This window comes from Streptomyces azureus (assembly GCF_001270025.1).
Taxonomy (GTDB): Bacteria; Actinomycetota; Actinomycetes; order Streptomycetales; family Streptomycetaceae; genus Streptomyces; species Streptomyces azureus.
The window spans coordinates 24361-45512 of sequence record NZ_DF968217.1 but is presented as its reverse complement, the minus strand read 5'-3'; the positions used below and the strand labels follow the sequence as shown (position 1 = coordinate 45512).

At 71.0% G+C, this 21152-nt stretch carries 17 protein-coding genes; 8 read left to right on the top strand and 9 right to left on the bottom strand.

The window, feature by feature from the left end; all coding sequences use genetic code 11:
- Nucleotides 1-54: 54 nt before the first annotated feature.
- On the top strand, nt 55-519 hold the full coding sequence (locus tag AOQ53_RS06285; protein ID WP_059415704.1) for a MarR family winged helix-turn-helix transcriptional regulator: 465 nt from the start codon (nt 55-57) through the stop codon (nt 517-519).
- Nucleotides 520-536: 17 nt separating this feature from the next.
- Here the strand turns inward: AOQ53_RS06285 and AOQ53_RS06280 are convergent, their stop codons facing one another.
- Nucleotides 537-1541, bottom strand: coding sequence for a DUF3048 domain-containing protein (locus AOQ53_RS06280; protein WP_059415702.1), 1005 nt, complete (start codon nt 1539-1541; stop codon nt 537-539).
- A gap of 176 nt (nt 1542-1717) precedes the next feature.
- Here AOQ53_RS06280 and AOQ53_RS06275 point away from each other — a divergent pair, with 176 nt between their 5' ends.
- A complete protein-coding gene (locus AOQ53_RS06275) occupies nt 1718-2908 on the top strand; it encodes a zinc-dependent alcohol dehydrogenase (RefSeq protein ID WP_059415700.1) in 1191 nt (396 codons plus the stop codon).
- Nucleotides 2909-2950: 42 nt separating this feature from the next.
- On the opposite strand, the gene AOQ53_RS06270 is transcribed toward AOQ53_RS06275, so the two are convergent.
- Nucleotides 2951-4015, bottom strand: coding sequence for an ATP-dependent DNA ligase (locus AOQ53_RS06270; RefSeq protein WP_059415699.1), 1065 nt, complete (start codon nt 4013-4015; stop codon nt 2951-2953).
- 74 nt (nt 4016-4089) lie between these two features.
- On the opposite strand from AOQ53_RS06270, the gene ligD reads away from it, so the two are divergent.
- Nucleotides 4090-5121, top strand: a complete 1032-nt coding sequence (gene ligD / locus AOQ53_RS06265; protein WP_059415697.1) for a non-homologous end-joining DNA ligase — start codon at nt 4090-4092, stop codon at nt 5119-5121.
- On the opposite strand, the gene AOQ53_RS06260 is transcribed toward ligD, so the two are convergent.
- Nucleotides 5108-7249, bottom strand: coding sequence for an OmpL47-type beta-barrel domain-containing protein (locus tag AOQ53_RS06260; RefSeq protein ID WP_236711611.1), 2142 nt, complete (start codon nt 7247-7249; stop codon nt 5108-5110). The two genes, ligD and AOQ53_RS06260, sit on opposite strands and share 14 nt — an antisense overlap.
- Before the next feature lie 47 nt (nt 7250-7296).
- Nucleotides 7297-9774 carry a ThuA domain-containing protein gene (locus AOQ53_RS06255; protein WP_174523237.1) on the bottom strand — a complete coding sequence of 826 codons (2478 nt, stop codon included), beginning with the start codon at nt 9772-9774 and terminating at the stop codon, nt 7297-7299.
- Between the two features lie 189 nt (nt 9775-9963).
- Here AOQ53_RS06255 and AOQ53_RS06250 point away from each other — a divergent pair, with 189 nt between their 5' ends.
- Nucleotides 9964-10941, top strand: coding sequence for a multicopper oxidase domain-containing protein (locus AOQ53_RS06250; protein ID WP_059415695.1), 978 nt, complete (start codon nt 9964-9966; stop codon nt 10939-10941).
- A 104-nt stretch (nt 10942-11045) separates the two neighbouring features.
- The gene (locus AOQ53_RS06245) at nt 11046-12083 is read left to right on the top strand and encodes a LacI family DNA-binding transcriptional regulator (protein ID WP_059415694.1); all 1038 of its coding nucleotides are present in this window, start codon (nt 11046-11048) and stop codon (nt 12081-12083) included.
- A gap of 35 nt (nt 12084-12118) precedes the next feature.
- Here AOQ53_RS06245 and AOQ53_RS06240 read toward each other — a convergent pair whose 3' ends face one another.
- Nucleotides 12119-12904, bottom strand: a complete 786-nt coding sequence (locus tag AOQ53_RS06240; RefSeq protein ID WP_059415693.1) for a VOC family protein — start codon at nt 12902-12904, stop codon at nt 12119-12121.
- 224 nt (nt 12905-13128) lie between these two features.
- Between AOQ53_RS06240 and AOQ53_RS06235 the strand changes: the two genes are divergently transcribed.
- Nucleotides 13129-13374, top strand: a complete 246-nt coding sequence (locus AOQ53_RS06235) for a WhiB family transcriptional regulator (protein WP_059415692.1) — start codon at nt 13129-13131, stop codon at nt 13372-13374.
- 147 nt (nt 13375-13521) lie between these two features.
- On the opposite strand, the gene AOQ53_RS06230 is transcribed toward AOQ53_RS06235, so the two are convergent.
- From AOQ53_RS06230 to AOQ53_RS06220, 3 genes are all read right to left on the bottom strand, one after another.
- Nucleotides 13522-14499: an acyl-ACP desaturase gene (locus AOQ53_RS06230; RefSeq protein ID WP_059415691.1), complete on the bottom strand. Its 978-nt coding sequence runs from the start codon at nt 14497-14499 to the stop codon at nt 13522-13524.
- A 206-nt stretch (nt 14500-14705) separates the two neighbouring features.
- Entirely contained in the window at nt 14706-15482 is a 777-nt protein-coding gene (gene ddaH, locus AOQ53_RS06225) for a dimethylargininase (RefSeq protein ID WP_059415690.1), read from the bottom strand.
- Nucleotides 15483-16135: 653 nt separating this feature from the next.
- Nucleotides 16136-17011, bottom strand: coding sequence for an Orn/Lys/Arg family decarboxylase (locus AOQ53_RS06220; RefSeq protein ID WP_236711609.1), 876 nt, complete (start codon nt 17009-17011; stop codon nt 16136-16138).
- A 255-nt stretch (nt 17012-17266) separates the two neighbouring features.
- Between AOQ53_RS06220 and AOQ53_RS06215 the strand changes: the two genes are divergently transcribed.
- Nucleotides 17267-17644, top strand: coding sequence for a hypothetical protein (locus AOQ53_RS06215; RefSeq protein WP_059415688.1), 378 nt, complete (start codon nt 17267-17269; stop codon nt 17642-17644).
- A gap of 34 nt (nt 17645-17678) precedes the next feature.
- On the top strand, nt 17679-18875 hold the full coding sequence (locus AOQ53_RS06210) for an ABC transporter substrate-binding protein (protein WP_059415687.1): 1197 nt from the start codon (nt 17679-17681) through the stop codon (nt 18873-18875).
- On the opposite strand, the gene AOQ53_RS06205 is transcribed toward AOQ53_RS06210, so the two are convergent.
- Complete coding sequence (locus AOQ53_RS06205) at nt 18859-21150, bottom strand: ATP-binding cassette domain-containing protein (RefSeq protein WP_059415686.1); 2292 nt, start codon at nt 21148-21150, stop codon at nt 18859-18861. The genes AOQ53_RS06210 and AOQ53_RS06205 overlap by 17 nt on opposite strands.
- Nucleotides 21151-21152 lie beyond the last annotated feature (2 nt).

The window sequence follows — 21152 nt, the reverse complement described above, 5'->3', positions numbered from 1 at the left end:
CAGGAGTGGCCGGGTATTGTTCAGTGCACAAACGAACTTGAGCAAGGGGTGCACATGGCGGCGGCGGACCTCACCACCCACCCCGGGCACCTGGCCCGGCGGCTCCAGCAGGCGCACTACCTGCTGTGGAACACGATGGTCTCCGAGGAGATCACCTCGCCCCAGTACGCGGTCCTCAACACCCTCGTCGCCGAGCCCGGGCTGGACCAGCGCACGGTGGGGGAGCGGGTGGGCCTGGACCGGTCGACCATCGCCGAGGTGATCAGCCGGCTCGGCCGGCGCGGACTCCTCGACAAGGTCCGCGACCCGGAGGACGGCCGCCGTTTCCTGCTGCACCTCACGGAGGAGGGCGTGCGCACCCACCGCAAGCTGACCGTGCGCACCGCCCGGATGAACCAGGTGTTCCTCGCCCCGCTGACCGCCGAGGAGCGGACGGTGTTCTTCGACCTCATCCGGCGTGTCGCGGACGCGGCCGAGGGGCTGCGAAACCCGGGGGAGCCCCTGGTGGCGCCCGGCTGACCGGCGCGGCCCGCAGGTCAGGGCGCCTTGGCGTACACCACCCACACCTGGCCCTTCGCGAAGTTCACCGGTGTGCCGTCGCCGGCGGTGAACGCGGTGCCGTCCGTGGCGTCCTCGCGCTTCCAGTTCACGTCGTAGGCCCGCCCGTCGCGCAGCACCTTGGCATTCCCGGAGCCCACCGTCTCGGTGTACGGCGTGTTGTTGCCGAGGAAGTCGCGGAAGGCCGACTTGCGCACCTTCACGTACTGCACGACGACCGTCGCGGCCGCCACCCGCTTCCCGTCGGCCGTCGTGGCGGGCGCGCCGTCCATGCCGACCAGCCAGCGGTCCCGGGAGTCCGACCAGGTGAAGGTGAAACGGGCCGCCGGGTAGCGCACCGTCTGCGAGGCCGTCGCCGTGCCGCCGGCCGGGGCGGAGCCGTGGCGGAAACCGGTGGTCAGGGCGGCCTTACCCGGTGCTTCGGGCGCGAGCCGTTCGGGCCGCAGGTAGAGGTTGTGCGGGGCGGGCTTGCCGGAGCCGCGGAAGTAGGCGTCGGAGGCGCTGCCCGGCGTCTCCGCGCGCAGCGGTGCCCTGTCGATCAGCGGCAGGAGCTTCTTCTGCGCCCCGGAGAAGGCGAGGATGGGCCGGTCGAACTGGCGCAGCAGCTCCAGATCCGACTCGCGTGCGCTGCGCACCGGCCCCACCGTCTTCGGCAACTGCGTCGCGTACACCGCCATCAGCCGGCTCAGCCCGCCCTCGACCTGCTCCGCGTACACGACGTCAGCGGCGTCGAGGCCGGTGTGCGGCCGGGCCGCGGCGGCGTTGTCGAGTTTGACGGCGAGCACGGAGGAGCCGGTCGCCGATGGCGATGTGCCCTGCTCCGACTCGCGGGCGGAGCCCCGTCCGTCGTCCCCGCGACCGCCCTCGCCGATGCAGCCCACCGCCAGGGCGGCCGTCACCGTGGCGGCCAGCAGCGCCGCTGTCGTCGCGGCGCGCCGACCGCGCGCCCCTCGTTCCCTGCCCACCGTCGCCACCGGCCTCATGTCATCGATGCGCCTTGATTGTGTACTTATATTCCCATTAGTAGCTATATTCGATCGTCTTTGACGGATGATCTTCGCTTCGGCCGCCGATCGGCTCAAGGTTCAGCGCGGGACGCCCGGGTACCCGGGCCTGGCCGGACCACCGACGCGCAAGCTGACGGAGGGAGCGCGAGGCGATGAGGGCAGTGACCTGGCAGGGCAAGCGGGACGTCCGGGTGGAGAACGTGCCCGATCCGGAGATCCAGGAGCCGACGGACGCGGTCATCCGCGTCACCTCCACCGGGCTCTGCGGGTCCGACCTGCACCTGTACGAAGTGCTCACGCCGTTCATGACCCCCGGCGACATCCTCGGCCACGAACCCATCGGCATCGTCGAGGAGGTCGGCGCCGGCGTCCCCGACCTCCAGGCCGGGGACCGGGTCGTGGTGCCGTTCCAGATCGCCTGCGGCAACTGCTGGATGTGCCTCACCGGCCTGCCCACCCAGTGCGAGACCACCCAGGTGCACAGCGAGGGTATGGGCGCCGCCCTGTTCGGCTACACCCGTCTGTACGGCGCGGTACCGGGCGCCCAGGCCGAGTACCTGCGCGTCCCGCAGGCGCAGTACGGCCCGATCAAGGTGCCGGAAGGTCCGCCCGACGACCGTTTCGTCTACCTCTCCGACGTCCTGCCCACCGCCTGGCAGGCGGTCGCCTACGCCGACGTCCCGCAGGGCGGCAGCATCGCCGTGCTCGGCCTCGGCCCCATCGGCGACATGGCCTGCCGCGTCGCCCAGGTGCGGGGTGCCGGGCGGGTGTTCGGCGTGGACCTGGTCCCGGAGCGGCTGGACCGGGCGCGCTCGCGCGGTGTGGAGACGTACGACCTCAGGTCCTTCGACAACGAGAAGGAACTCGTCGCCGCGATCCGCGACGAGACCGACGGCCGTGGCCCCGACGCCGTGATCGACGCGGTCGGCACCGAGGCCCACGGCAGCGCGGCGGCCAAGCTCGCCCAGCAGGCCTCGGCGATGCTGCCCCGCAAGCTGGGCGGCCCGCTCGCCGAACGCTTCAGCGTCGACCGCCTCGCCGCCCTCTACACCGCCATCGACCTGGTGCGGCGCGGCGGCACCATCTCGCTGTCCGGCGTGTACGGCGGCATGGCCGACCCGATGCCGATGCTCACCCTGTTCGACAAGCAGATCCAGATGCGGATGGGCCAGGCCAACGTCCGCCGCTGGAGCGACGACATCATCCCGTACCTGACCGACGAGGACCCGCTCGGCGTCGAGGACTTCGCCACCCACCGCGTGCCGCTGTCGGAGGCGCCGCACGCGTACGAGATGTTCCAGCGCAAACAGGACGGCGCGGTCAAGGTGCTGATGCAGCCCTGAGCCCCTGAGCGGCCTCTGAGTCTTCGAGCAGCCCCTGAGTCTTCAGGCCCCGAAGATCTCCGCCAGGTCATAGCGGACCGGCTCCTGAAGCTGCGCGTACGTGCAGCTCTCCGGAGTCCGGTCCGGGCGCCAGCGGCGGAAGCGGGCGGTGTGGCGGAAGCGCTGCCCGTTCTCCATGTGGTCGTACGCCACCTCGGCCACCCGCTCCGGCCTCAGCGGCACCCACGACAGGTCCTTGCGGCCCGACCAGCGGCTCGGTGCCCCGGGCAGACGGGCCTTCTCGTGCGCCGCCTCGTCGGACCAGGCCGCCCACGGATGCCCCTGGACATCGTCCATGCGCAGCGCCTCCAGCTCCTCCACCAGCTCGGCGCGCCGCTTCATCGGGAACGCGGCGGACACGCCCACGTGCTGGAGCGTGCCCCGGTCGTCGTACAGGCCGAGCAGCAGCGAGCCCACCACGGGGCCGCTCTTGTGCAGGCGGTATCCGGCGACGACCACGTCCGCCGTACGCTCGTGCTTGATCTTGAACATGGCGCGCTCGTCCGGCCGGTAGCGCACGGTCAGCGGTTTGGCGATGACCCCGTCCAGACCCGCCCCCTCGTACTGCTCGAACCAGTTCCGCGCCACCTCGATGTCGGTGGTCGCGGGAGCCAGGTGCACCGGCGCCGTCACCCCCGACAGCTCCCCGGCCAGCAGCTCCCGCCGGTCGGTCAGCGGGACGTCCATCACCGACTCGTCCCCCAGCGCCAGCAGATCGAAGGCGACGAACGAGGCCGGTGTCCGCTCGGCCAGCATCCGCACCCGCGAGTCCGCCGGGTGGATCCGCTCCGTCAGTGCATCGAAGTCCAGCCGCCCCTCCCGTGCGATCACGATCTCCCCGTCCACCACCGAGCGCTTGGGCAACCGCTCCCGCGCGGCCGTCACCAGCTCGGGAAAATACCTGGTCAGAGGCTTCCCGGTACGGCTACCGAGCTCGACCTCGTCCCCGTCGCGGAAGACGATCGCCCGGAACCCGTCCCACTTCGCCTCGTACTGCATGCCCGCCGGGATCGCCGCCACGGACTTGGCGAGCATCGGCAGCACAGGGGGCATCACCGGCAGATCCATGGTCCGATTCTGCGCCCATATGCCAAAGAGCGCCCGATGTGCGAGGTGTGCGGGGCAGGCCTACCGTGGCTCGCATGGGTGACGCGGTGGAACTGGAGGTCGGCGGCCGGACCGTACGGCTGTCCAGCCCGGACAAGGTCTTCTTCCCCGAGCGCGGTTTCACCAAGCTGGACCTCGCCCGCTACTACCTGGCCGTCGGCCCCGGCATCCTGCGCGCCCTGCGCGACCGGCCCACCACCCTGGAGCGCTACCCCGAGGGCGTGAACGGCGAGAATTTCTTCCAGAAGCGGGCCCCGAAGAACATGCCCGACTGGATCCCGACCGCGCACATCACCTTCCCCAGCGGCCGCAGCGCCGACGAGATGTGCCCCACCGAGGTCGGTGCCGTGGTGTGGGCCGCCCAGTTCGGCACCCTCACCTTCCACCCCTGGCCGGTACGCCGGGACGACGTCGACCGCCCGGACGAACTCCGCATCGACCTCGACCCGCAGCCCGGCACCGACTACGAGGACGCCGTCCGCGCCGCCCACGAACTGCGGGCGGTACTCGACGAGTTCGGCGGACTGCGCGGCTTCCCCAAGACCTCCGGCGGCCGGGGCCTGCACGTCTTCGTGCCCATCGAACCCCGCTGGACCTTCACCCAGGTCCGGCGCGCCGCCATCGCCGTCGGCCGGGAGGTGGAGCGGCGGATGCCGGAGCAGGTGACCATCAAGTGGTGGAAGGAGGAGCGGGGCAAGCGCATCTTCCTGGACTACAACCAGACGGCGCGCGACCGCACGATCGCCTCCGCCTACTCCGTACGGCCCCGCCCGCACGCCCCCGTCTCCGCCCCCCTGCGCTGGGACGAGGTGGGGGTCGCGCACCCCCGGGACTTCGACCTCGCGACGATGCCCGCGCGCTTCGCCGAACTCGGCGACGTGCACGCGGACATGGACAACCACCGCTACTCCCTGGAGGCCCTGCTCGACCTCGCCCGCCGCGACGAACACGACCACGGGCTGGGAGACCTGCCGTACCCGCCCGAGTATCCCAAGATGCCGGGGGAACCGAGGCGGGTACAGCCGAGCAGGGCCAGGAAGACGCCCGGCGGGCCTACAACTCCTTGATCCGGATGTCGCGGTACGAGACCACGTCCGTGGTGCCGTGCACCTGGAGGCCGATGTAGCCGGAGGCGAACCGCCGTCCGTCCGTGCCCGGGTCGTCCGAGCGGGGCGGGGTGAACTCCTGGCCGCCGGTGTTGTCGAACTCGTTGATCAGCACGCCGTTGCGGTACACCGAGTAGTGCTGGCCGACCACACGGATCTCGTAGTCGTTCCAGGTGCCCTTCTGCGTCACGCCCGCGCCGGCCAGCCCCACGCGGTCGAAGCCGTAGACCGACCCCGTCTTGTACATGTCGCCGTCGGGCCGGTCGAGCACCTGCACCTCGTGCCCGTACTTGATGGCGACCCACTCCGGGCGGGACTCCTCCGGGTGGTCGTGGACCCACGGGAAGCGCACGAAGACGCCCGAGTTGGCGTTGCCGGTGCCGGGAGCGTCGTCACGCCACTGGAGCCGCAGCGAGAAGTCGCCGTACTTGCGCTGCGGGAACCAGAGCATGCCCATGCCCGGTGTGGTGGTGCTGGAGGTGATCGTCCCGTCCGGGTTCAGCCCGAACGAACCGCCGCCCACCTGCTGCCACTTGCCGAAGGACTCCGTGCTGCCGTCGAAGATCGCCCGGTAGCCCTCGGTCTGCCCCGGCTTGCCGATGCCGGACTGGCGGGCCGCCTTGCGGATGGCGTTGTACTCGCGTTGGTCGATCACGCCCTCCTTCAGCAGCGCGTCGAGGACGGACGTCACGTGCTTCAGGAACAGCGCCTGGGACGTCCACTCCTTCTCGTCCTCGATCAGCTCGTCGATCCGGCAGCGGTTGTCGGTGACCCGGTTGCGCACGCCCGAGTCGACCGTGCCGACGATCACCGTCAGCCGCTCGTCGTACTCCGGGCAGTCGGGCGCCGGGACGTGCCCGGACACCACCGTGAAGGTCACGGTGAGCGCCGCCGAGGTGTTGCCCGCCTTGTCGGTCGCCCGGTACGCCGCGGTGTGCGCGCCCGCCCGGTCGACCACGACCGGAGCCGTGTACGCCAGGTACGGCCCGCCGTCCAGCGAGTATTCGATCTTCTCGACGCCCGAGCCGTGCGCGTCGGTCGCCGTGACGGTCACCCGGGCGCTGTTGACGTACGCTCCGTCGGAGTTCTTCGTGCCCTCCACGGTCACGCCTGTCACCGGCGGGGTCGTGTCCTGCGGCGGCGCCGCGACGACCGTGAACCGCACGCTCTTCTCGGCCGCCACGTTGCCCGCCTTGTCGGTGGCGCGGTAGCGGACGGTGTGCGCGCCCGCCTCGTGCACCATCACGGGCGCCGTGTACGGCTGCCAGGCGCCGGAGCCGACCGCGTACTCGATCGTGTTGACCCCGGAGCCCGTGTCGGACGCGGAGACGGTGACCGTCGCCATGTCGATGTACGCCCCGTCGGCGTCGCGCTCGCCGCTCACCGTCGCCGAGGTCTCCGGCGCGGTCGTGTCGTCCGACTGCGGCGCCACGACCGTGAACTGCACGCTCTTCTCGGCGGAGACGTTGCCCGCCTTGTCGAACGCGCGGTAGCGGACCTCATGGGCGCCGACCTGGTCGACGACGACCGGCGCCGTGTACGGCTGCCAGGCGCCCGCGTCGCCGATCGCGTACTCGATCCTCCCGACGCCGGAGCCGCCCTCGTCGGTGGCGTGGAGCGTCACGCTCGCCGAACCGACGTACTCGCCCTGCGTGTTCTGCGTCCCGCTCACGTGCGCCGACGCCTCGGGCGCGGTCGTGTCCTCGCCCGTGCCCTCGGTCACCACGAGGATGCCCTGCATCTGGCCGTGGCCGGGGATCGTGCAGTGGTAGAAGTACCGGCCGGGCGTGAGCGTGACCTGGGCGGTGTGCTTGCCGCCCTGGGCGTCGTTCGGATTGGCCAGGATGTTGAGCTGCACATCGTTGTTGAACTCGGGATCACTGGTCACGAACGTCAGCGTGTGCGGCATGCCCGTGGTGTTGCCGGTGGCCACGCTGTTCTCGAACACGATCGTCGCCGCGCCGGCGACCGCCGTCTTCGGCGCCGAGAGGTACTTGTCGATGTCGTTGCCGGCAGTCCAGGTGAGCACCTGTTCGGCGGCCGGCGCCTCCGTCTGCCCGGCGGCGGGCATCGCCTGCGCGCCGAGCATCACGAGCAGGGCGGCCAGCAGGGCGGCCCAGATTCTTCGTTGCCGGATCACTCGGTCCCCCTCGCCAGCCGGCCGGCGGCCGGGGTCGGCCCGCCGCCCTTGTAGGTGACCCGCCACAGGGCGGACTTGGAGTCCGAGGTGAAGAAGCCGCGGCCGTAGTCGAGGACGTACAGCGCGCCGTCCGGACCGAACTTCCAGTCCATGAGGTTCTTGATGCCGTCGTTGCCGATCGGCACGATCTTCTTCAGCGACTCCGAGTGCACCGGCAGACCGCCGTCTCCTTGCGTCTTCGGGTCCATGAGCACCGCGTTGCGCGGCTGGTCGGCGTCGTAGAAGTCACCGACGAACCACTTGCCGTCCCAGTACGCGGGCCACTTGACTGCACTGTCCGCCGCGGCCGTGCCGTACCGGTAGACCGGCCCGTTCATCGCGGCCTGCCCGCCGCCCTTCAGCCAGGGCAGCCGGTACGTCGCCTCCTCCGGCTTGTACGACGGGACACCGCTTGCGTCCCGCGGGTAGTCCGGCGCGCCGCCCTGCGGTGAGTACCAGATGTTGTTGCCGGTGACCGGCGGCAGGTTGACCAGACCGTCGTTGTTCGGCGACTCGTTCTTCGGGTGGTCGCAGTCGTACCAGCCGAGCGGCTGGGACGGGTCCGGCAGATTGCGGTCCCGGTAGGGCTGCTTGTTGCCCATGCAGTACGGCCAGCCACGGTTGCCCGCCTTGGTGATGGCGGCGAACGTGTCGTACTTGGCCGGACCCCAGGTCGTCGAGGGCGCGCTCGCGTCCGGGCCGACCCAGCCCGCGTAGAGCACGTCGGTCGACTTGTCGACGAAGATACGGGCGGGGTTCCTGACCCCCATCACATAGATCTCGCCGCGCGTCTTGCCGCCGCCCTCGTCGGTCTCCTTCCCGGTGAAGAGGTTGCCCTCGGGGAGCGTGTACGTCCCGTCCGGCTCCGGGTGGACGCGCAGGATCTTGCCGTTGAGGTTGTTGGTGTTGCCGGCCGTGCGGCGCGCGTCCGCGAAGGAGACGCCCTTGTAGTTCGGCTGCGGGTTGTTGCCCGAGTAGCCGCCGCTGAAGTTACTGGAGTTGTTGTCACCGGTGGCGATGTACAGGTTGCCCTTGGAGTCCCAGGCCATCCCGCCGCCCGAGTGGCAGCAACTGTGGATCTGCACCGGCCACTCCAGCAGCACCTTCTCGCTGCTCAGGTCCATTTTGTTCGTGGCCTGGTCGAGCGTGAAGCGGGAGACCCGCCGCTCGGCCATCCGCGTGTCGCGGTTGATCTGCGAGTGGGGCGTGTAGTGCAGGTACACCCAGCCGTTCTGCTCGAACCCCGGGTCCAGCTCGATACCGAGCAGCCCCTCCTCGACCTTGACCAGTTCGTCGCCGCCGCCCTTGTTGCCGAAGACGGTGAGCGCTCCGGCGAGCGTGACCTGCTTGGTCTTCGGGTCGTAGACGTGGATCTCGCCCTTGCCCTTGCCGATGCCGGGGTTGTTCCAGTCGGTGACCACGGGCTGCGAGGAGTCGGCGCCGCCCCGGCCGATGTAGAACACCCGGCCGTCGGGCGCGGTGACCAGCCCGTGCGGCTCGCCGATCTGGTCGTTGCGCCCCGGCTGGTTGGGCTTGGTCAGCCGCTCCGCCGCGTAGTTGGCGTTGATGGTCGCCCTGCAGTCGGCCTGCTCCAGCCGGGTCGTCCACATCAGCGCGCCCCGCAGATGGGCCCGGAAGTCGGTCTCGTCGTACGACGAGACCGTGCCGCCCATGCCGGTGTAGAAGGAGCGGCCGCCGTCGTAGTCACGGCACCAACTGACGGGATGGTCCCAGCCGTTGGCACTTGCACCGGGCTGGTAGGTCGACTCCCGGACCCGGGCCACCGTATGGACGTCACCCGACGGGTTCCTGACCCAGTTCAGCCACTTGTCGGGGCGCTTCCACTGCACCGGCACGTCCTTGGTGGCCGGGTGCCGGCGGTCGCCGACCTCGACGGTCGCACGCTGCACGGCCGCGGGGCTCGACGCGGCCGGGCGGGCGCCCACCAGTCCGGTGAACCAGTCCGAGTACGGCTCCGCGCGCGCCGCGTCATGGACGCCGACGAAACCGCCGCCGGCCTCCATGTAGGCCTCCAGTCCAGCCTCCTGCTCCGCGTCGAGGACGTCGCCCCCGCCGGTCAGGAACACGATCGCGTTGAAGCGGCCGAGTTTCGTCCCGTCGGTGAACACCGAGGCGTCGTCGGTGGCCTGGACCTTGAAACGCCGGTTCGCCGGTCCCGACAGCCCGATGTCCTCGATGGCCTCGATCCCGGCGTTCACGACCGGCGACTCCTGCCCGGCCGCCGCGGAGCCGTGGAAGATCAGCACCCGTACATTCGCGCCGCCCGGCGGCGACTTGATCGACATCGTTGTCGGCGCGGGTTCGGGATACGGGCCCGCGTTGGCGGGCCCCGACAGCAGTCCTGCGGTCACGATTCCGGCGGCCAAGGAGGCCGCCCGGACACGTCTTCCCTTGCTCAACCCTCGTAAGTGCATGGGCACCTCCTCGGTCACAGCAACACCGCCAAGGAAGCTAAACCCCTTTGCACGGCTCGCCAATACCTATGGCCGTGATGGCCCCAACTTTGTCTCGAGCGTGGATAAACGGGAGCGTGGCCGGTACCGTCTCACAGGTTCATCACAGGTACGTCTCCGTAAAGGCCTTACCAGGGTGGGGAGTTCCGCATGGACAGACGCAGCTTCAACCGGCGGGTCCTGCTGGGGAGCGCGGCCGTCGCGACATCGTTGTCCGTGGCGCCGGAGGCCACCAGCGCGACCGGACCGGCGAAGACGGCACCGGCCGGAGGTGAGGTGAGACGCATCAAGCTGTACGCGGAGAAGCTCGCCGACGGACAGATGGGCTACGGCCTGGAGAAGGGCAAGGCGACCGTCCCCGGCCCGCTGATCGAGCTCAACGAGGGCGACACGCTGCACATCGAGTTCGAGAACACCATGGACGTGGCGGTGAGCCTGCACGTCCACGGCCTGGACTACGAGATCACCAGCGACGGCACCAAGCTGAACCGCAGCCATGTCGAGCCGGGCGGCACCCGCACCTACACCTGGCGCACCCACGCCCCCGGCCGCCGCAAGGACGGCACCTGGCGGGCGGGCAGCGCGGGTTACTGGCACTACCACGACCACGTCGTCGGCACGGACCACGGCACGCAGGGACTCCAGAAGGGCCTGTACGGCCCGGTCATCGTCCGGCGCAAGGGTGACGTCCTGCCGGACCGCACGCACACGGTCGTGTTCAACGACATGCTCATCAACAACAGGCCGCCGCACTCCGGGCCCGACTTCGAGGCCACGGTGGGGGATCGCGTCGAGTTCGTCGTGATCACGCACGGCGAGTTCTACCACACGTTCCATATGCACGGTCACCGCTGGGCGGACAACCGCACCGGCATGCTGACCGGCCCCGACGACCCCAGTCAGGTCATCGACAACAAGATCACGGGCCCGGCCGACTCGTTCGGCTTCCAGGTCATCGCGGGGGAGGGGGTCGGCGCCGGCGCCTGGATGTACCACTGCCACGTGCAGAGCCACTCCGACATGGGGATGGTCGGCCTGTTCCTGGTGAAGAAGCCGGACGGGACGATTCCCGGCTACGACCCGCACGAGCACGGCAAGGAGCCGCCGGGGGGCGGCCACGAACACTGACGGGCGCGTGAGCCCGGGCGCTCTCCGGTCAGCTGGAGAGCGCTCTCACCACACTCCGCCACCGGGGCTATCCTGATCCGCAACCGCAGGTGAGGAGCCCCGAAGTGACCGACACAGCGCCGCGTCCCACCCTGGAGGCCGTGGCCGCCCGGGCCGGTGTCTCGCGGGCGACCGTCTCGCGCGTGGTCAACGGCGGTGACGGGGTCAGGGACATCCTCGTCGAGCGGGTCCGCAAGGCGGTGGAGGAGCTCGGGTACGTGCCCAACCAGGCGGCCCGCAGCCTGGTGACCCGGCGGCACGACGCGATCGCGGTCGTCGTCGCCGAACCGGAGACCCGCGTGTTCGCCGACCCGTTCTTCGCGCTCCAGCTGCGCGGCATCAGCAAGGAACTCACGGCCCACGACAACCAGCTCGTGCTGCTGCTCACGGAGGGCCGGGACGACCACGCCCGGGTCGGCCGGTACCTCGCCGGCGGGCATGTCGACGGGGCCCTCGTCTTCTCCCTGCACCTCGACGACCCGCTGCCGGAGCTGATCCAGCGGGCCGGCGTCCCCACCGTCTTCGGCGGGCGTCCCGGCTGGAGCGGAGACCGGCGCGGCGTGGTGTACGTCGACAGCGACAACCGCGGCGGTGCCCGCGACGCCGTCCGCCACCTGGCCGGCCTCGGCCGCACCCGTATCGCGCACATCACCGGCGCCCTCGACCAGACGTCCGCCGTCGACCGGCTCGACGGCTACCGGGACGTCATGGTGGACGCCGACCCGCGGCTGATCGCCGAGGCCGACTTCACCCCGGCCGGCGGCGAGCGGGCGATGCGCGAGCTCCTCGACCGCTGCCCGGACGTGGACGCGGTGTTCGCCGCCAACGACCTCACGGCCTCGGGGGCGCTGCGCGTCCTGCGCGAGACCGGACGCCGTGTCCCCGACGACGTCGCCGTGATCGGCTTCGACGACATGCTGCCCGTCGCGGAACAGACCGATCCGCCCCTCACGACGGTCCGTCAGGACATCGAGGAGATGGGCCGCCTGATGGCCCGACTGCTGCTGCGGGGGCTCGACCGCGGCACTCCGCAGGAGGGCGTGGGCGGCACGCCCTCCAGTGTGGTCCTGCCTACGACGCTGGTGCGGAGGGCGTCCGCGTAGGCCGGCGGGCGTCCGTGTAATCCGGCGGGCGTGCCTCAGCCCGGCTGGGGCACGCTGCGGATCACCGCGAAACGCGCCCCGTACGGGTCCGTGAGCTTGGCGATGCGGCCCACGCCCGGCAGGTCCGTGGCGGGCATGCGGACCGTGCCGCCCCGTTCCCGGGCCCGGGCGACGGTGGCGTCCGTGTCGGCGACCTCGAAGTACGGCAGCCAGTGCGCCTCCTCCTCGGCCGGGTCGCCGGCCAGCGGGACGACGCCGCCGAACATGGCGTCCTCGCCCTCTCCGGCCGGGGCGAAGGTGGTGTAGGTACCGCCGGGGAAGTCGACGCCGAAGGTCTCCAGGCCGAGCACGGAGCGGTAGAAGGTGGCAGCGGCCGGGACGTCCGCCGTGTACAGCTCGAGCCAGCACAGAGAGCCGGGCTCCTGGACGACGTCCAGGCCCTTGTTGCGGCCCGGCTGCCAGAGGCCGAAAGGCACCCCCGCCTGGTCGGCGAGGATCGCCATGCGGCCCAGGTCCTGCACGTCCATGGGCTGCATCCGCACCGACCCGCGCGCTTGCCCGGCCGCCCGCGCCGTGGCGTCCGCGTCCGGGGCCTGGAAGTACACCGTCCAGGAGGGCGGGCCCTGCTCCGGGGTGGTCTGCATGCCACCGGCGGTGGTTCTGCCGCCCAGCTGGAAGAGGCCGTAGCCCCCGACCTCGGGTCCGCCGGGCTGGAACTCCCAGTCGAACAGGTCGCCGTAGAAGGAGGCGGCGCCCTCGATGTCGGGTGTGCCGAGATCGATCCAGTTCGGAGCGCCGGTCACATAACGGGTGGTGAGCATCGTCGCCCTCCTCGCGCTGGAGCCCGTTCGTCTGCTCTGCCGAGTCTCGCACCGCCCACTGACAAGCGCCGCCGGAGCGCCGTCAGGGCGTGATGCCGGGTTTCCGCGCGCCGCCGTGCGTCGGCCCGTCCGGCGGGCGACCATCAAGGTGGCCGGAGGCCCGTCAGTGCGGTGTTGATCCCGCGTTGATCGAACGTTTTTCGCCGTCCGGAACGCTTCTGACCATGCACATCGACACCATGATCTCGCCCGAACTCGCCTGGCAGCAGGAGGCGTTGTGCGCGCAGACCGGGGCGGACTTCTTCTTCCCCGAGCCCGGCAGCTCGGTGCGGGAGGCGAAGCGGATCTGCGGCATGTGCCCGATCCGTGACGCCTGCCTGGAGTACGCGATGGACAACGACGAGCGCTTTGGTGTCTGGGGCGGTCTGTCGGAGAAGGAGCGGCTGGAGCTGCGGCGTACGTCGCGGTAGCCGTGTGCCGCATCGTCCGCAGGCCATCGCGCGTCGCGCGGGTGGCGGCCTGCCGGGGAGCAGGGCGCTGAAACGCCGAGGAGACCCCGGCCGCTCGTGGCGGTCGGGGCCTCGCAGTCCGTGGGACCGGATGTGCCGGGTCGGCCGTCAGGCGCCGGCCCGGGCCGCCATGCGGGCCTTGCGCGCGGCCAGCTTCTCGTCGAACTTCGACGCCTCGGCGTCCAGGCCGCCCATGAACAGGCCGAGTTCCTCCTGCGCCTTGCGGCCCTCGGCGCCCAGGCCGTCGATGTCCAGCACCTTCAGGAAGCGCAGCACGGGCTGGAGCACATCGTCGTGGTGGATGCGCATGTTGTAGACCTCGCCGATCGCCATCTGGGCCGCGGCGCGCTCGAACCCGGGGATGCCGTGGCCGGGCATCCGGAAGTTCACGACCACGTCCCGCACGGCCTGCATGGTCAGGTCGGGCGCGAGCTCGAACGCCGCCTTGAGGAGGTTGCGGTAGAAGACCATGTGCAGGTTCTCGTCGGTCGCGATGCGGGCCAGCATGCGGTCGCAGACCGGGTCGCCGGACTGGTGGCCGGTGTTGCGGTGCGAGATGCGGGTGGCCAGCTCCTGGAAGGCGACGTAGGCGATCGAGTGCAGCATCGAGTGCCGGTTGTCCGACTCGAAGCCCTCGCTCATGTGCGACATGCGGAACTGCTCCAGCTTGTCCGGGTCGACCGCGCGCGAGGTGAGCAGGTAGTCCCGCATCACGATGCCGTGCCGGCCCTCCTCGGCCGTCCAGCGGTGCACCCAGGTGCCCCAGGCGCCGTCGCGGCCGAAGAGCGAGGCGATCTCGTGGTGGTAGCTGGGCAGGTTGTCCTCGGTCAGCAGGTTCACGACGAGCGCGATGCGGCCGATCTCGGTGACCTTGGACTGCTCCTTGTCCCAGGCCTCGCCGTCCTCGAAAAGGCCGGGGAAGTTGCGCCCGTCGCTCCAGGGCACGTACTCGTGCGGCATCCAGTCCTTGGCGACCTGCAGATGCCGGTTGAGTTCCTTCTCGACCACTTCCTCCAGGGCGTACAGCAGCTGAGCGTCGGTCCAGGCGCCGGCGGGGCTACCGAGGTGGGGAGTGGTGATCGTCATGGACTCTCCAGGGGGACATGCGTACGAGCGGTGAGCAGTAACCTACGGCATCGTAGGCTACGTTTCCGTAGGCTACGTTTCCGTAGGTTACGATGCCGTAGGTTAAGAGCGCCGTAAAGGCGGCTGATCAGGGGTGTCGCCCGTACGTGCTCCACAGCCTCCCGGACCCGCAGGTCGAGGGTCCGCACAGGGGGAGTGCCCAGCCGTCAGGCGTACAGCCCCCGCAGCCGCACCGAGAGGCACGTCACACATCCCTCGAGCTTCTCGAACTCGCTGATGTCCACGACGACCGGTTCGTACCCCAGGTCCGCGAACAGCTCCGCGGTCTTCGGCGCGCTCGCCGCCATCAGCAGTTTGTCACCACCGAGCAGCACCACATGCGAACCGGCCTCCTCCGGCACCGGCAGAAAGCGCGCGAACAGCGACGGCACGTCCATCTTCGGGATGTGCCCGATGACCGTCCCGTCCGGCAGCGCCGTGACCGCCGACTTCAGGTGCAGCACCTTGCTCACCGGTACGGCGACGACCCGCGCGCCCAGCGGCTCGAACGCGGCCCGCAGTTGCTGGACGCCGGCGGCGTTGGTGCGCCCGCCCCGGCCCACGTACACGGTGTCGCCGATCTTCAGTACGTCGCCGCCCTCCAGCGTGCCCGGCTCCCAGATCCAGTTCACCGAGCAGCCCAGACCGGCCACGGCCTCCTCGACCCCGGCGGTCTCCTCACGCCGGGACTCGGCGCCCGGGCGGGCGATCAGCGCCACGTTCTTGTACATCACGACCGTGTCCTCGACGAACACCGAGTCCGGGCAGTCGTCGGCCGGGTCCACCTCGACGGTCTCCCAGCCGTGCGTGCGCAGGGCCTTCACATACGCCTCCCACTGCTCGACCGCGAGGTCGGCGTCGACCTTCTCCCGCTCGATGTGTGTCACCAGCCCTTCGGCAAGACGCGGGCTGGGGCGGCGGACGAGGGCCTTCTTGCTGGGCACGAGCGTGACTCCGTATCGGATGGACGTGTCTGGACAGCGCCGACGGAGCCTCCGGGATCGGCCGGAACCCATCGGGCGTCAGCCGACCATCATGCAGGGCGACGCCGAGTGACGACACCCCCGGGGGAGTGGGAGGGAGGGGGTGGGGCGGTCCGGTACCTCGACGGGCGGCAGGGGGGAGCGCCTTCAGCCGCGCCTGCCTGTACCTGGCCAGGCGTTTCAGCGGGGGGTTCGGGCGGGTGCTGATGCCGGGCTGTTTCCGTCGGCCCGGGTGGCCCTTGGTCTGGGCGGTTCCAGGCCTGGCGTCTCAGTGGGGGCATTCGACGCGGGTGCCGACCCGGGCGGCACCTGGCCTGGGCGGTTCTGGGCCCGGCGCATCAGCGGTATCCGGGCGAGTGCCGGTCCCGGGCCGGTCCGCTGCCGGCACGGGGTGGCCCCCCCCGCCCCAGCGGTGCGGGGCGGTGGACCGGCCGGACGCAGACCCGGGCCGGCAGCCGGCCACGTCGGCAGCGGACCCGCACCTGGAATCGCCTGGGTGCTCCGCCGAGACGCCGGTCGGTGGTCAGCCCAAAGCGCGCTGCCGCAGGCCGCCAGCCAGGCCGAACCTCGGCAGCCGGCCGGGCGGCCCGGCGTCAGCCGTCGCCGTCCCGGACTCACCCCACCGGCTCGGCGCCCTCCGGGGCGCTTCGCTGTGCCGGCGTCGTCGTACCGTCGGCACGCTCGGGTGTGTCCGGGCGGAGGCACTCGATCAGGTAGTCGCCGGTGTCGGGGTCGCGGACCACTCCGTGGGTCTCGCTGCCGAAGCCGGGGAAGCGGCGGTCGAAGGACTCCAGCGCGGTCAGGTACCGCAGCAGCGGGCCGTCCGCGGCGCCGACGCTCTCGCCCGGCATGACGACGGGGATGCCGGGCGGTGTCACGGTGACCATGGCGGCGGCGACGCGACCGGGCGCGTCGGTCAGGCGGATCCGTTCCGTGCCGCCGCGGATCAGGCGCTGGTAGCACGGCTGGGGCGGGACGACGGGCTCCGGCAGTTGCCGGAAGGCGGTGTCGAGGAGCTCGGCCAGGCGGAGCGCGCGCAGATGGTCGTGCATCTCCTGGCACAGCTCGCTCAAGGTCAGCCCGGCGTAGCGCCGCGGGTGATCGGCGACCAGTGCGGGCAGTACACGGTCGAGCGGGGCGTCACCGTCGTACAGGTCCTTGAAGTCCATCAGGGCGTCCAGCAGCGTGCCCCACTTGCCCTTGGTGATGCCCATGGAGAACAGCACCAGCGTGGTGTAGCCGTCGGTCTTCTCCACGACGATGCCCCGCGTCCCCAGATACGCGGTGAGCACCCGCGCGGGGATGCCCCGGTCGGACACCTCGCCCGTGGCACTGATCCCCGGGCAGGTCAGCGTGACCTTGATCGGGTCGAGCATGCAGTAGCCGTCGGTCAGCCCGGGGAAGCCGTGCCAGTCCGCGCCGGGCTCCAGATGCCAGCAGGACGGCTCGGTCCGCAGCAGGTCCGCCCCCTCCCGGTGGCCCCGCGCCACCCCGCACCCCAGTCTTCGCGGGCCCGCACGCCTGATCGGCCGGCGGAGCGCCAAACCACCCCATCGGTCCACGGCGCGGACCGCACCTTGACGCGTCAACGCCCGCGCACCCGGCATCACGTCGGAGTACCTGATCAACCGTCTTGCAGATGATTCACCTGGTCGCGGCCCATGCCGATCTACGGAGGCGTCGTTAGGCGAAGTGATCCCGGCCGAACCGGCCAGGACCGGTCCAGCGGAAGGAAACCGACAGAGATGTACGGCACGCGACGTATCGCGGTAGTGGCCTCGATCGCGGGGATGCTGATGGCTGTTCCCGCCGGCATGGCCACGGCCCATGCCGGGGACGGCGACGCGGGGGCGGGCGGTGTGTTGTCCAACGTCTCCGGCAGGAACTCCTCCGGCCACGCCAACCTCTGCGGCACGGGCAAGGTCGCGCTGTTCAAGGAGCGCACCTGTGTCACCGAGGACGACGGCAAGGGCGGCGGGGACCAGGCGGGCCCGAGCGGCGGTGTCCTGTCCAACCTGCTCTTCGCCCGGAACGCCTCCGGCCACAGCAACAACTGCGGCAACGAGACGGTGGCGGTGTTCAGCGAGACCACCTGCGTGACCAAGGACCGCTCCGGCCACTGACGGCCGCACCGATTCAGTGAAGAGAGGGGCCTCGATGTCGTCACCTTCTTTGTGCGTGGGCGTGGTAGCGCCACTGACGGGTCGACTGGCCCCTCTCGGGTCACCGCTGTCCTATGTGCTGCGCAGGCTCGCACCCCTGCTGAGGCAGGTCCGCAACGGCGGCCGCCGCCACGACGTGACCGTCGCCGTGCGCGACAGCCGCTCGGATCCCGGTGCGGCCCGGCGGGCCGTACGGGACCTGGCCGGCGCCGACGGGGCGAACCTCGTGCTCACCATGGCCGGGACCCGGGTGCTGCCCGCCGTCACCGACGCCTGCGAAGAGTCCGGGATCCCCTGTGTGTCGACCACGTTCCCGTGGCAGGCGTACGTCGACGCGCGCGGTGCCGAGCCGGGGCACCGCTTCCGGTGGACGTACCACTTCGCGTGGGGACTGGACGACATCGCGGCCGTCTTCGCCGACCTGTGGAAGCGCGTCGACGACGCGGGCGCCGTCGGCTGCCTGTGGAACGACGACCTGCAAGGGCAGTTGCTGCGCCATCACCGCTACGGCTTCGCCCCGGTGACGTCCGCCCGCGGGCACACCCTGGTCGACCTGGGCGCCTACCGGGAACCGGCCGACGGCTTCCACGCACAGGTCGGGCGGCTGCGGGAGCACGGTGCAGGCCTCGTCACCAGCGCCGCCACCGCCACCGACCTCGCCCTCTTCCACCGCCAGGCCCGCCAGGCGGGGCTGCGTCCGCGGCTGATCACCTGCTCGCGCTGGCTGACCTACCCGCACACCCACACCACCCCCGCCCCCGACGTCCACGGCGAACTCGCCGACGCGCGCGTGGCCACCCTCGTCTACTGGAGCCCCGGCCACCCCTACCGCTCCAGCCTGGACGGCACCACCTGCGCCGAACTGGCCCGTGCCTACCGGCAGGACACCGGCGCCGGCTGGCTCCAGCCCCTCGGCCTCGCCCACGCCCTCGTGGAGACCGCCCACCACGCCCTCTCCGTCGCGGCCGACCCCACCGACCGGGCGTCCGTCGCGCAGGCCCTCGCCGGGACGACCCTCGACACCATCGCCGGCACCCTCGACTGGACCCGCGGACCGACCACCAACATCGCCCTGCTGCCGCTGGTCGGCGGGCAGTGGCAGCACGGCCCTGGCGGCCCGCGCCTCGCCGTCGTCAGCAACACGGCGCTCCCGGACGTCCCGCTCACCGGGGAGCTCACACCGGCACGGTGACGGCCGATGCCGCCACCGCCCGCCGCAGGTGCTCCCCGGTGAACGACCCCCGCGCGTCAAGGAGCTGTCGCGGCGTCCCCTCGAAGACGACCTCGCCGCCGTCCCGGCCGCCGTCCGGGCCGAGGTCGATCACCCAGTCGGCCCGGGCGATCACGTCCAGGTTGTGTTCCACGACGACGACCGTGTTGCCCGTGTCGACCAGCCGGTCCAGGAGGGCGACGAGTCCCTCCACGTCTGCCATGTGCAGCCCGGTCGTCGGCTCGTCGAGCACGTAGACCGCGCCCGTCCGGTGCAGCCGCGTGGCCAGCTTGATGCGCTGCCGCTCGCCGCCGGAGAGCGTGGAAAGGGGCTGGCCGAGCGTCAGATACGTCAGTCCGACGTCCCGCAGGGCGCGCAACCGGCGCCGTACGCCCGGGTCGTCGAAGAAGCCGAGCGCCTGCTCGGCCGTCATCTCCAGGACGTCGGCGATGGAGCTGTCCCGCACGGTCAGCCGCAGCACCTCCTCCTTGAAGCGCCGCCCCTCGCAGTCGTGGCAGGTCGTCGTCACCGGGTCCATGAAGGCGAGGTCGGTGTAGATGATGCCCCGGCCCTCGCAGGTGCCGCAGGCGCCGCTGGAGTTGAAGCTGAAGAAGCCCGCCTCGGCTCCCGTCTCGCGGGCGAAGATCTTGCGTACCGTGTCCATGATCCCCAGGTAGGTCGCCGGAGTGGACCGGCCGGAGATTCCGATCGACGACTGGTCGACGACCACCGCGTCGGGGTGGGCGGCGGTGAACTCCCCGACCAGGGTGCTCTTCCCGGATCCCGCCACCCCGGTCACGGCCGTGAGCACACCGGCCGGGAACCGCACGGTCACGTCGCGCAGGTTGTGCCGGCCGGCGCCCTTGACCCACAGCTCGCCGTCGGCCTGCCGTACCTGTTCCTTGACCGCCGTACGGCGGCGCAGACAGCGCCCGGTGAGCGTGTCCGAGGCGGCCAGTTCGCCCGGCGGGCCCTCGAACACGACGCGGCCGCCCTCGGCGCCGGCCCCGGGGCCCATGTCGACGACGTGGTCGGCCAGCGCGATGACGTCCGGGTCGTGTTCGACGACCAGCACGGTGTTGCCCTTGTCGCGCAGCCGCAGCAGCAGATCGCCGAGACGGCCCACGTCGCGCGGGTGCAGGCCGACACTCGGCTCGTCGAAGATGTACGTCATCCCGCTCAGGCTGGAGCCCAGGTGCCGCACCGTCTTCAGCCGCTGCCCCTCCCCGCCGCTGAGGGTCGCCGTCTCCCGGTCGAGGCTGAGGTAGCCGAGGCCGATCGCCTCGACGCGCTCCAGCGCGGCCACGGCCGCTCCCGCGATGGGCCCGGCCACCGGGTCGTCGATCTCCTTCAGTACGGCGATCAGGTCCGTGACCTGCATCCGTGTGCAGTCGGCAATGTTCCGGCCGCCGATCCGGGTGGCGAGCGCCGCCGCGTTGAGCCGCGCTCCCTGACAGGCCGGGCAGGTGCCCTCCACCAGGAACTCCCGGACCAGGTCGCGGGTCTTCTGGCTCATGGCCGACAGGTCCCGCTTCAGGTACAGCCGCTCGAAACGGTCGGCCAGCCCCTCGTAGTCGGTGGTCCAGGTGCCGCCGCTGCCGTTGACGGTGACTTTGCTGCCGGGCCGTCCGCGCATCAGGAACTCGCGCTCGGCGGCGGTGAACCGCCCCACCGGCTTGTCCGGGTCCAGGTCGGCACTGTTCGTATAGGCCTGGCCCTGCCAGGTGCCCGCGGCGAACGGCGGGAAGCGGACCGCCCCGCCCGCGAGGGAGCGTTCGGGATCCAGGATGCGGTCCCAGTCGGGCCGTACCGTCCGGCCGAGGCCGTCGCACTCGGGGCACATGCCCGACGGGTCGTTGAACGAGTACGCGGTCGCCGGCCCGGCGCTCGGGACGCCGTGCCGGGAGAACAGCACACGGATCACCGAGTAGATGTCCGTCATGGTGCCGACGGTCGACCGCGAGTGGCCGCCGACCGGCCGCTGGTCGACGACGATCGCGGGGGAGAGGTTCTCCATGCCGTCCGCGTGCGGCCGCTCGTACTTGGGCAGCCGGTTGCGGACGAACCACGGGTACGTCTCGTTCAGCTGGCGCTGCGACTCCACCGCGATCGTGTCGAAGACGACGGACGACTTCCCCGACCCCGAAACGCCGGTGAACACGGTCAGCCGGCCTTTCGGGATGCGGAGGGTGACGTCCTTGAGGTTGTTCTCGCGGGCTCCGGTCAGGGTGATGACATCGTGCAGGAAGTCGGTCATGC

Excerpts from the sequence above, each read along its gene's own strand:
- AOQ53_RS06285 (WP_059415704.1), top strand. The coding sequence starts at position 55 with ATGGCGGCGGCGGACCTCACCACCCACCCCGGGCACCTGGCCCGGCGG.
- AOQ53_RS06280 (WP_059415702.1), bottom strand. The coding sequence starts at position 1,541 with ATGAGGCCGGTGGCGACGGTGGGCAGGGAACGAGGGGCGCGCGGTCGG.
- AOQ53_RS06275 (WP_059415700.1), top strand. The coding sequence starts at position 1,718 with ATGAGGGCAGTGACCTGGCAGGGCAAGCGGGACGTCCGGGTGGAGAAC.
- AOQ53_RS06270 (WP_059415699.1), bottom strand. The coding sequence starts at position 4,015 with ATGGATCTGCCGGTGATGCCCCCTGTGCTGCCGATGCTCGCCAAGTCC.
- ligD (WP_059415697.1), top strand. The coding sequence starts at position 4,090 with ATGGGTGACGCGGTGGAACTGGAGGTCGGCGGCCGGACCGTACGGCTG.
- AOQ53_RS06260 (WP_236711611.1), bottom strand. The coding sequence starts at position 7,249 with ATGCTCGGCGCGCAGGCGATGCCCGCCGCCGGGCAGACGGAGGCGCCG.
- AOQ53_RS06255 (WP_174523237.1), bottom strand. The coding sequence starts at position 9,774 with ATGCACTTACGAGGGTTGAGCAAGGGAAGACGTGTCCGGGCGGCCTCC.
- AOQ53_RS06250 (WP_059415695.1), top strand. The coding sequence starts at position 9,964 with ATGGACAGACGCAGCTTCAACCGGCGGGTCCTGCTGGGGAGCGCGGCC.
- AOQ53_RS06240 (WP_059415693.1), bottom strand. The coding sequence starts at position 12,904 with ATGCTCACCACCCGTTATGTGACCGGCGCTCCGAACTGGATCGATCTC.
- AOQ53_RS06235 (WP_059415692.1), top strand. The coding sequence starts at position 13,129 with ATGCACATCGACACCATGATCTCGCCCGAACTCGCCTGGCAGCAGGAG.
- AOQ53_RS06230 (WP_059415691.1), bottom strand. The coding sequence starts at position 14,499 with ATGACGATCACCACTCCCCACCTCGGTAGCCCCGCCGGCGCCTGGACC.
- AOQ53_RS06215 (WP_059415688.1), top strand. The coding sequence starts at position 17,267 with ATGTACGGCACGCGACGTATCGCGGTAGTGGCCTCGATCGCGGGGATG.
- AOQ53_RS06210 (WP_059415687.1), top strand. The coding sequence starts at position 17,679 with ATGTCGTCACCTTCTTTGTGCGTGGGCGTGGTAGCGCCACTGACGGGT.
- AOQ53_RS06205 (WP_059415686.1), bottom strand. The coding sequence starts at position 21,150 with ATGACCGACTTCCTGCACGATGTCATCACCCTGACCGGAGCCCGCGAG.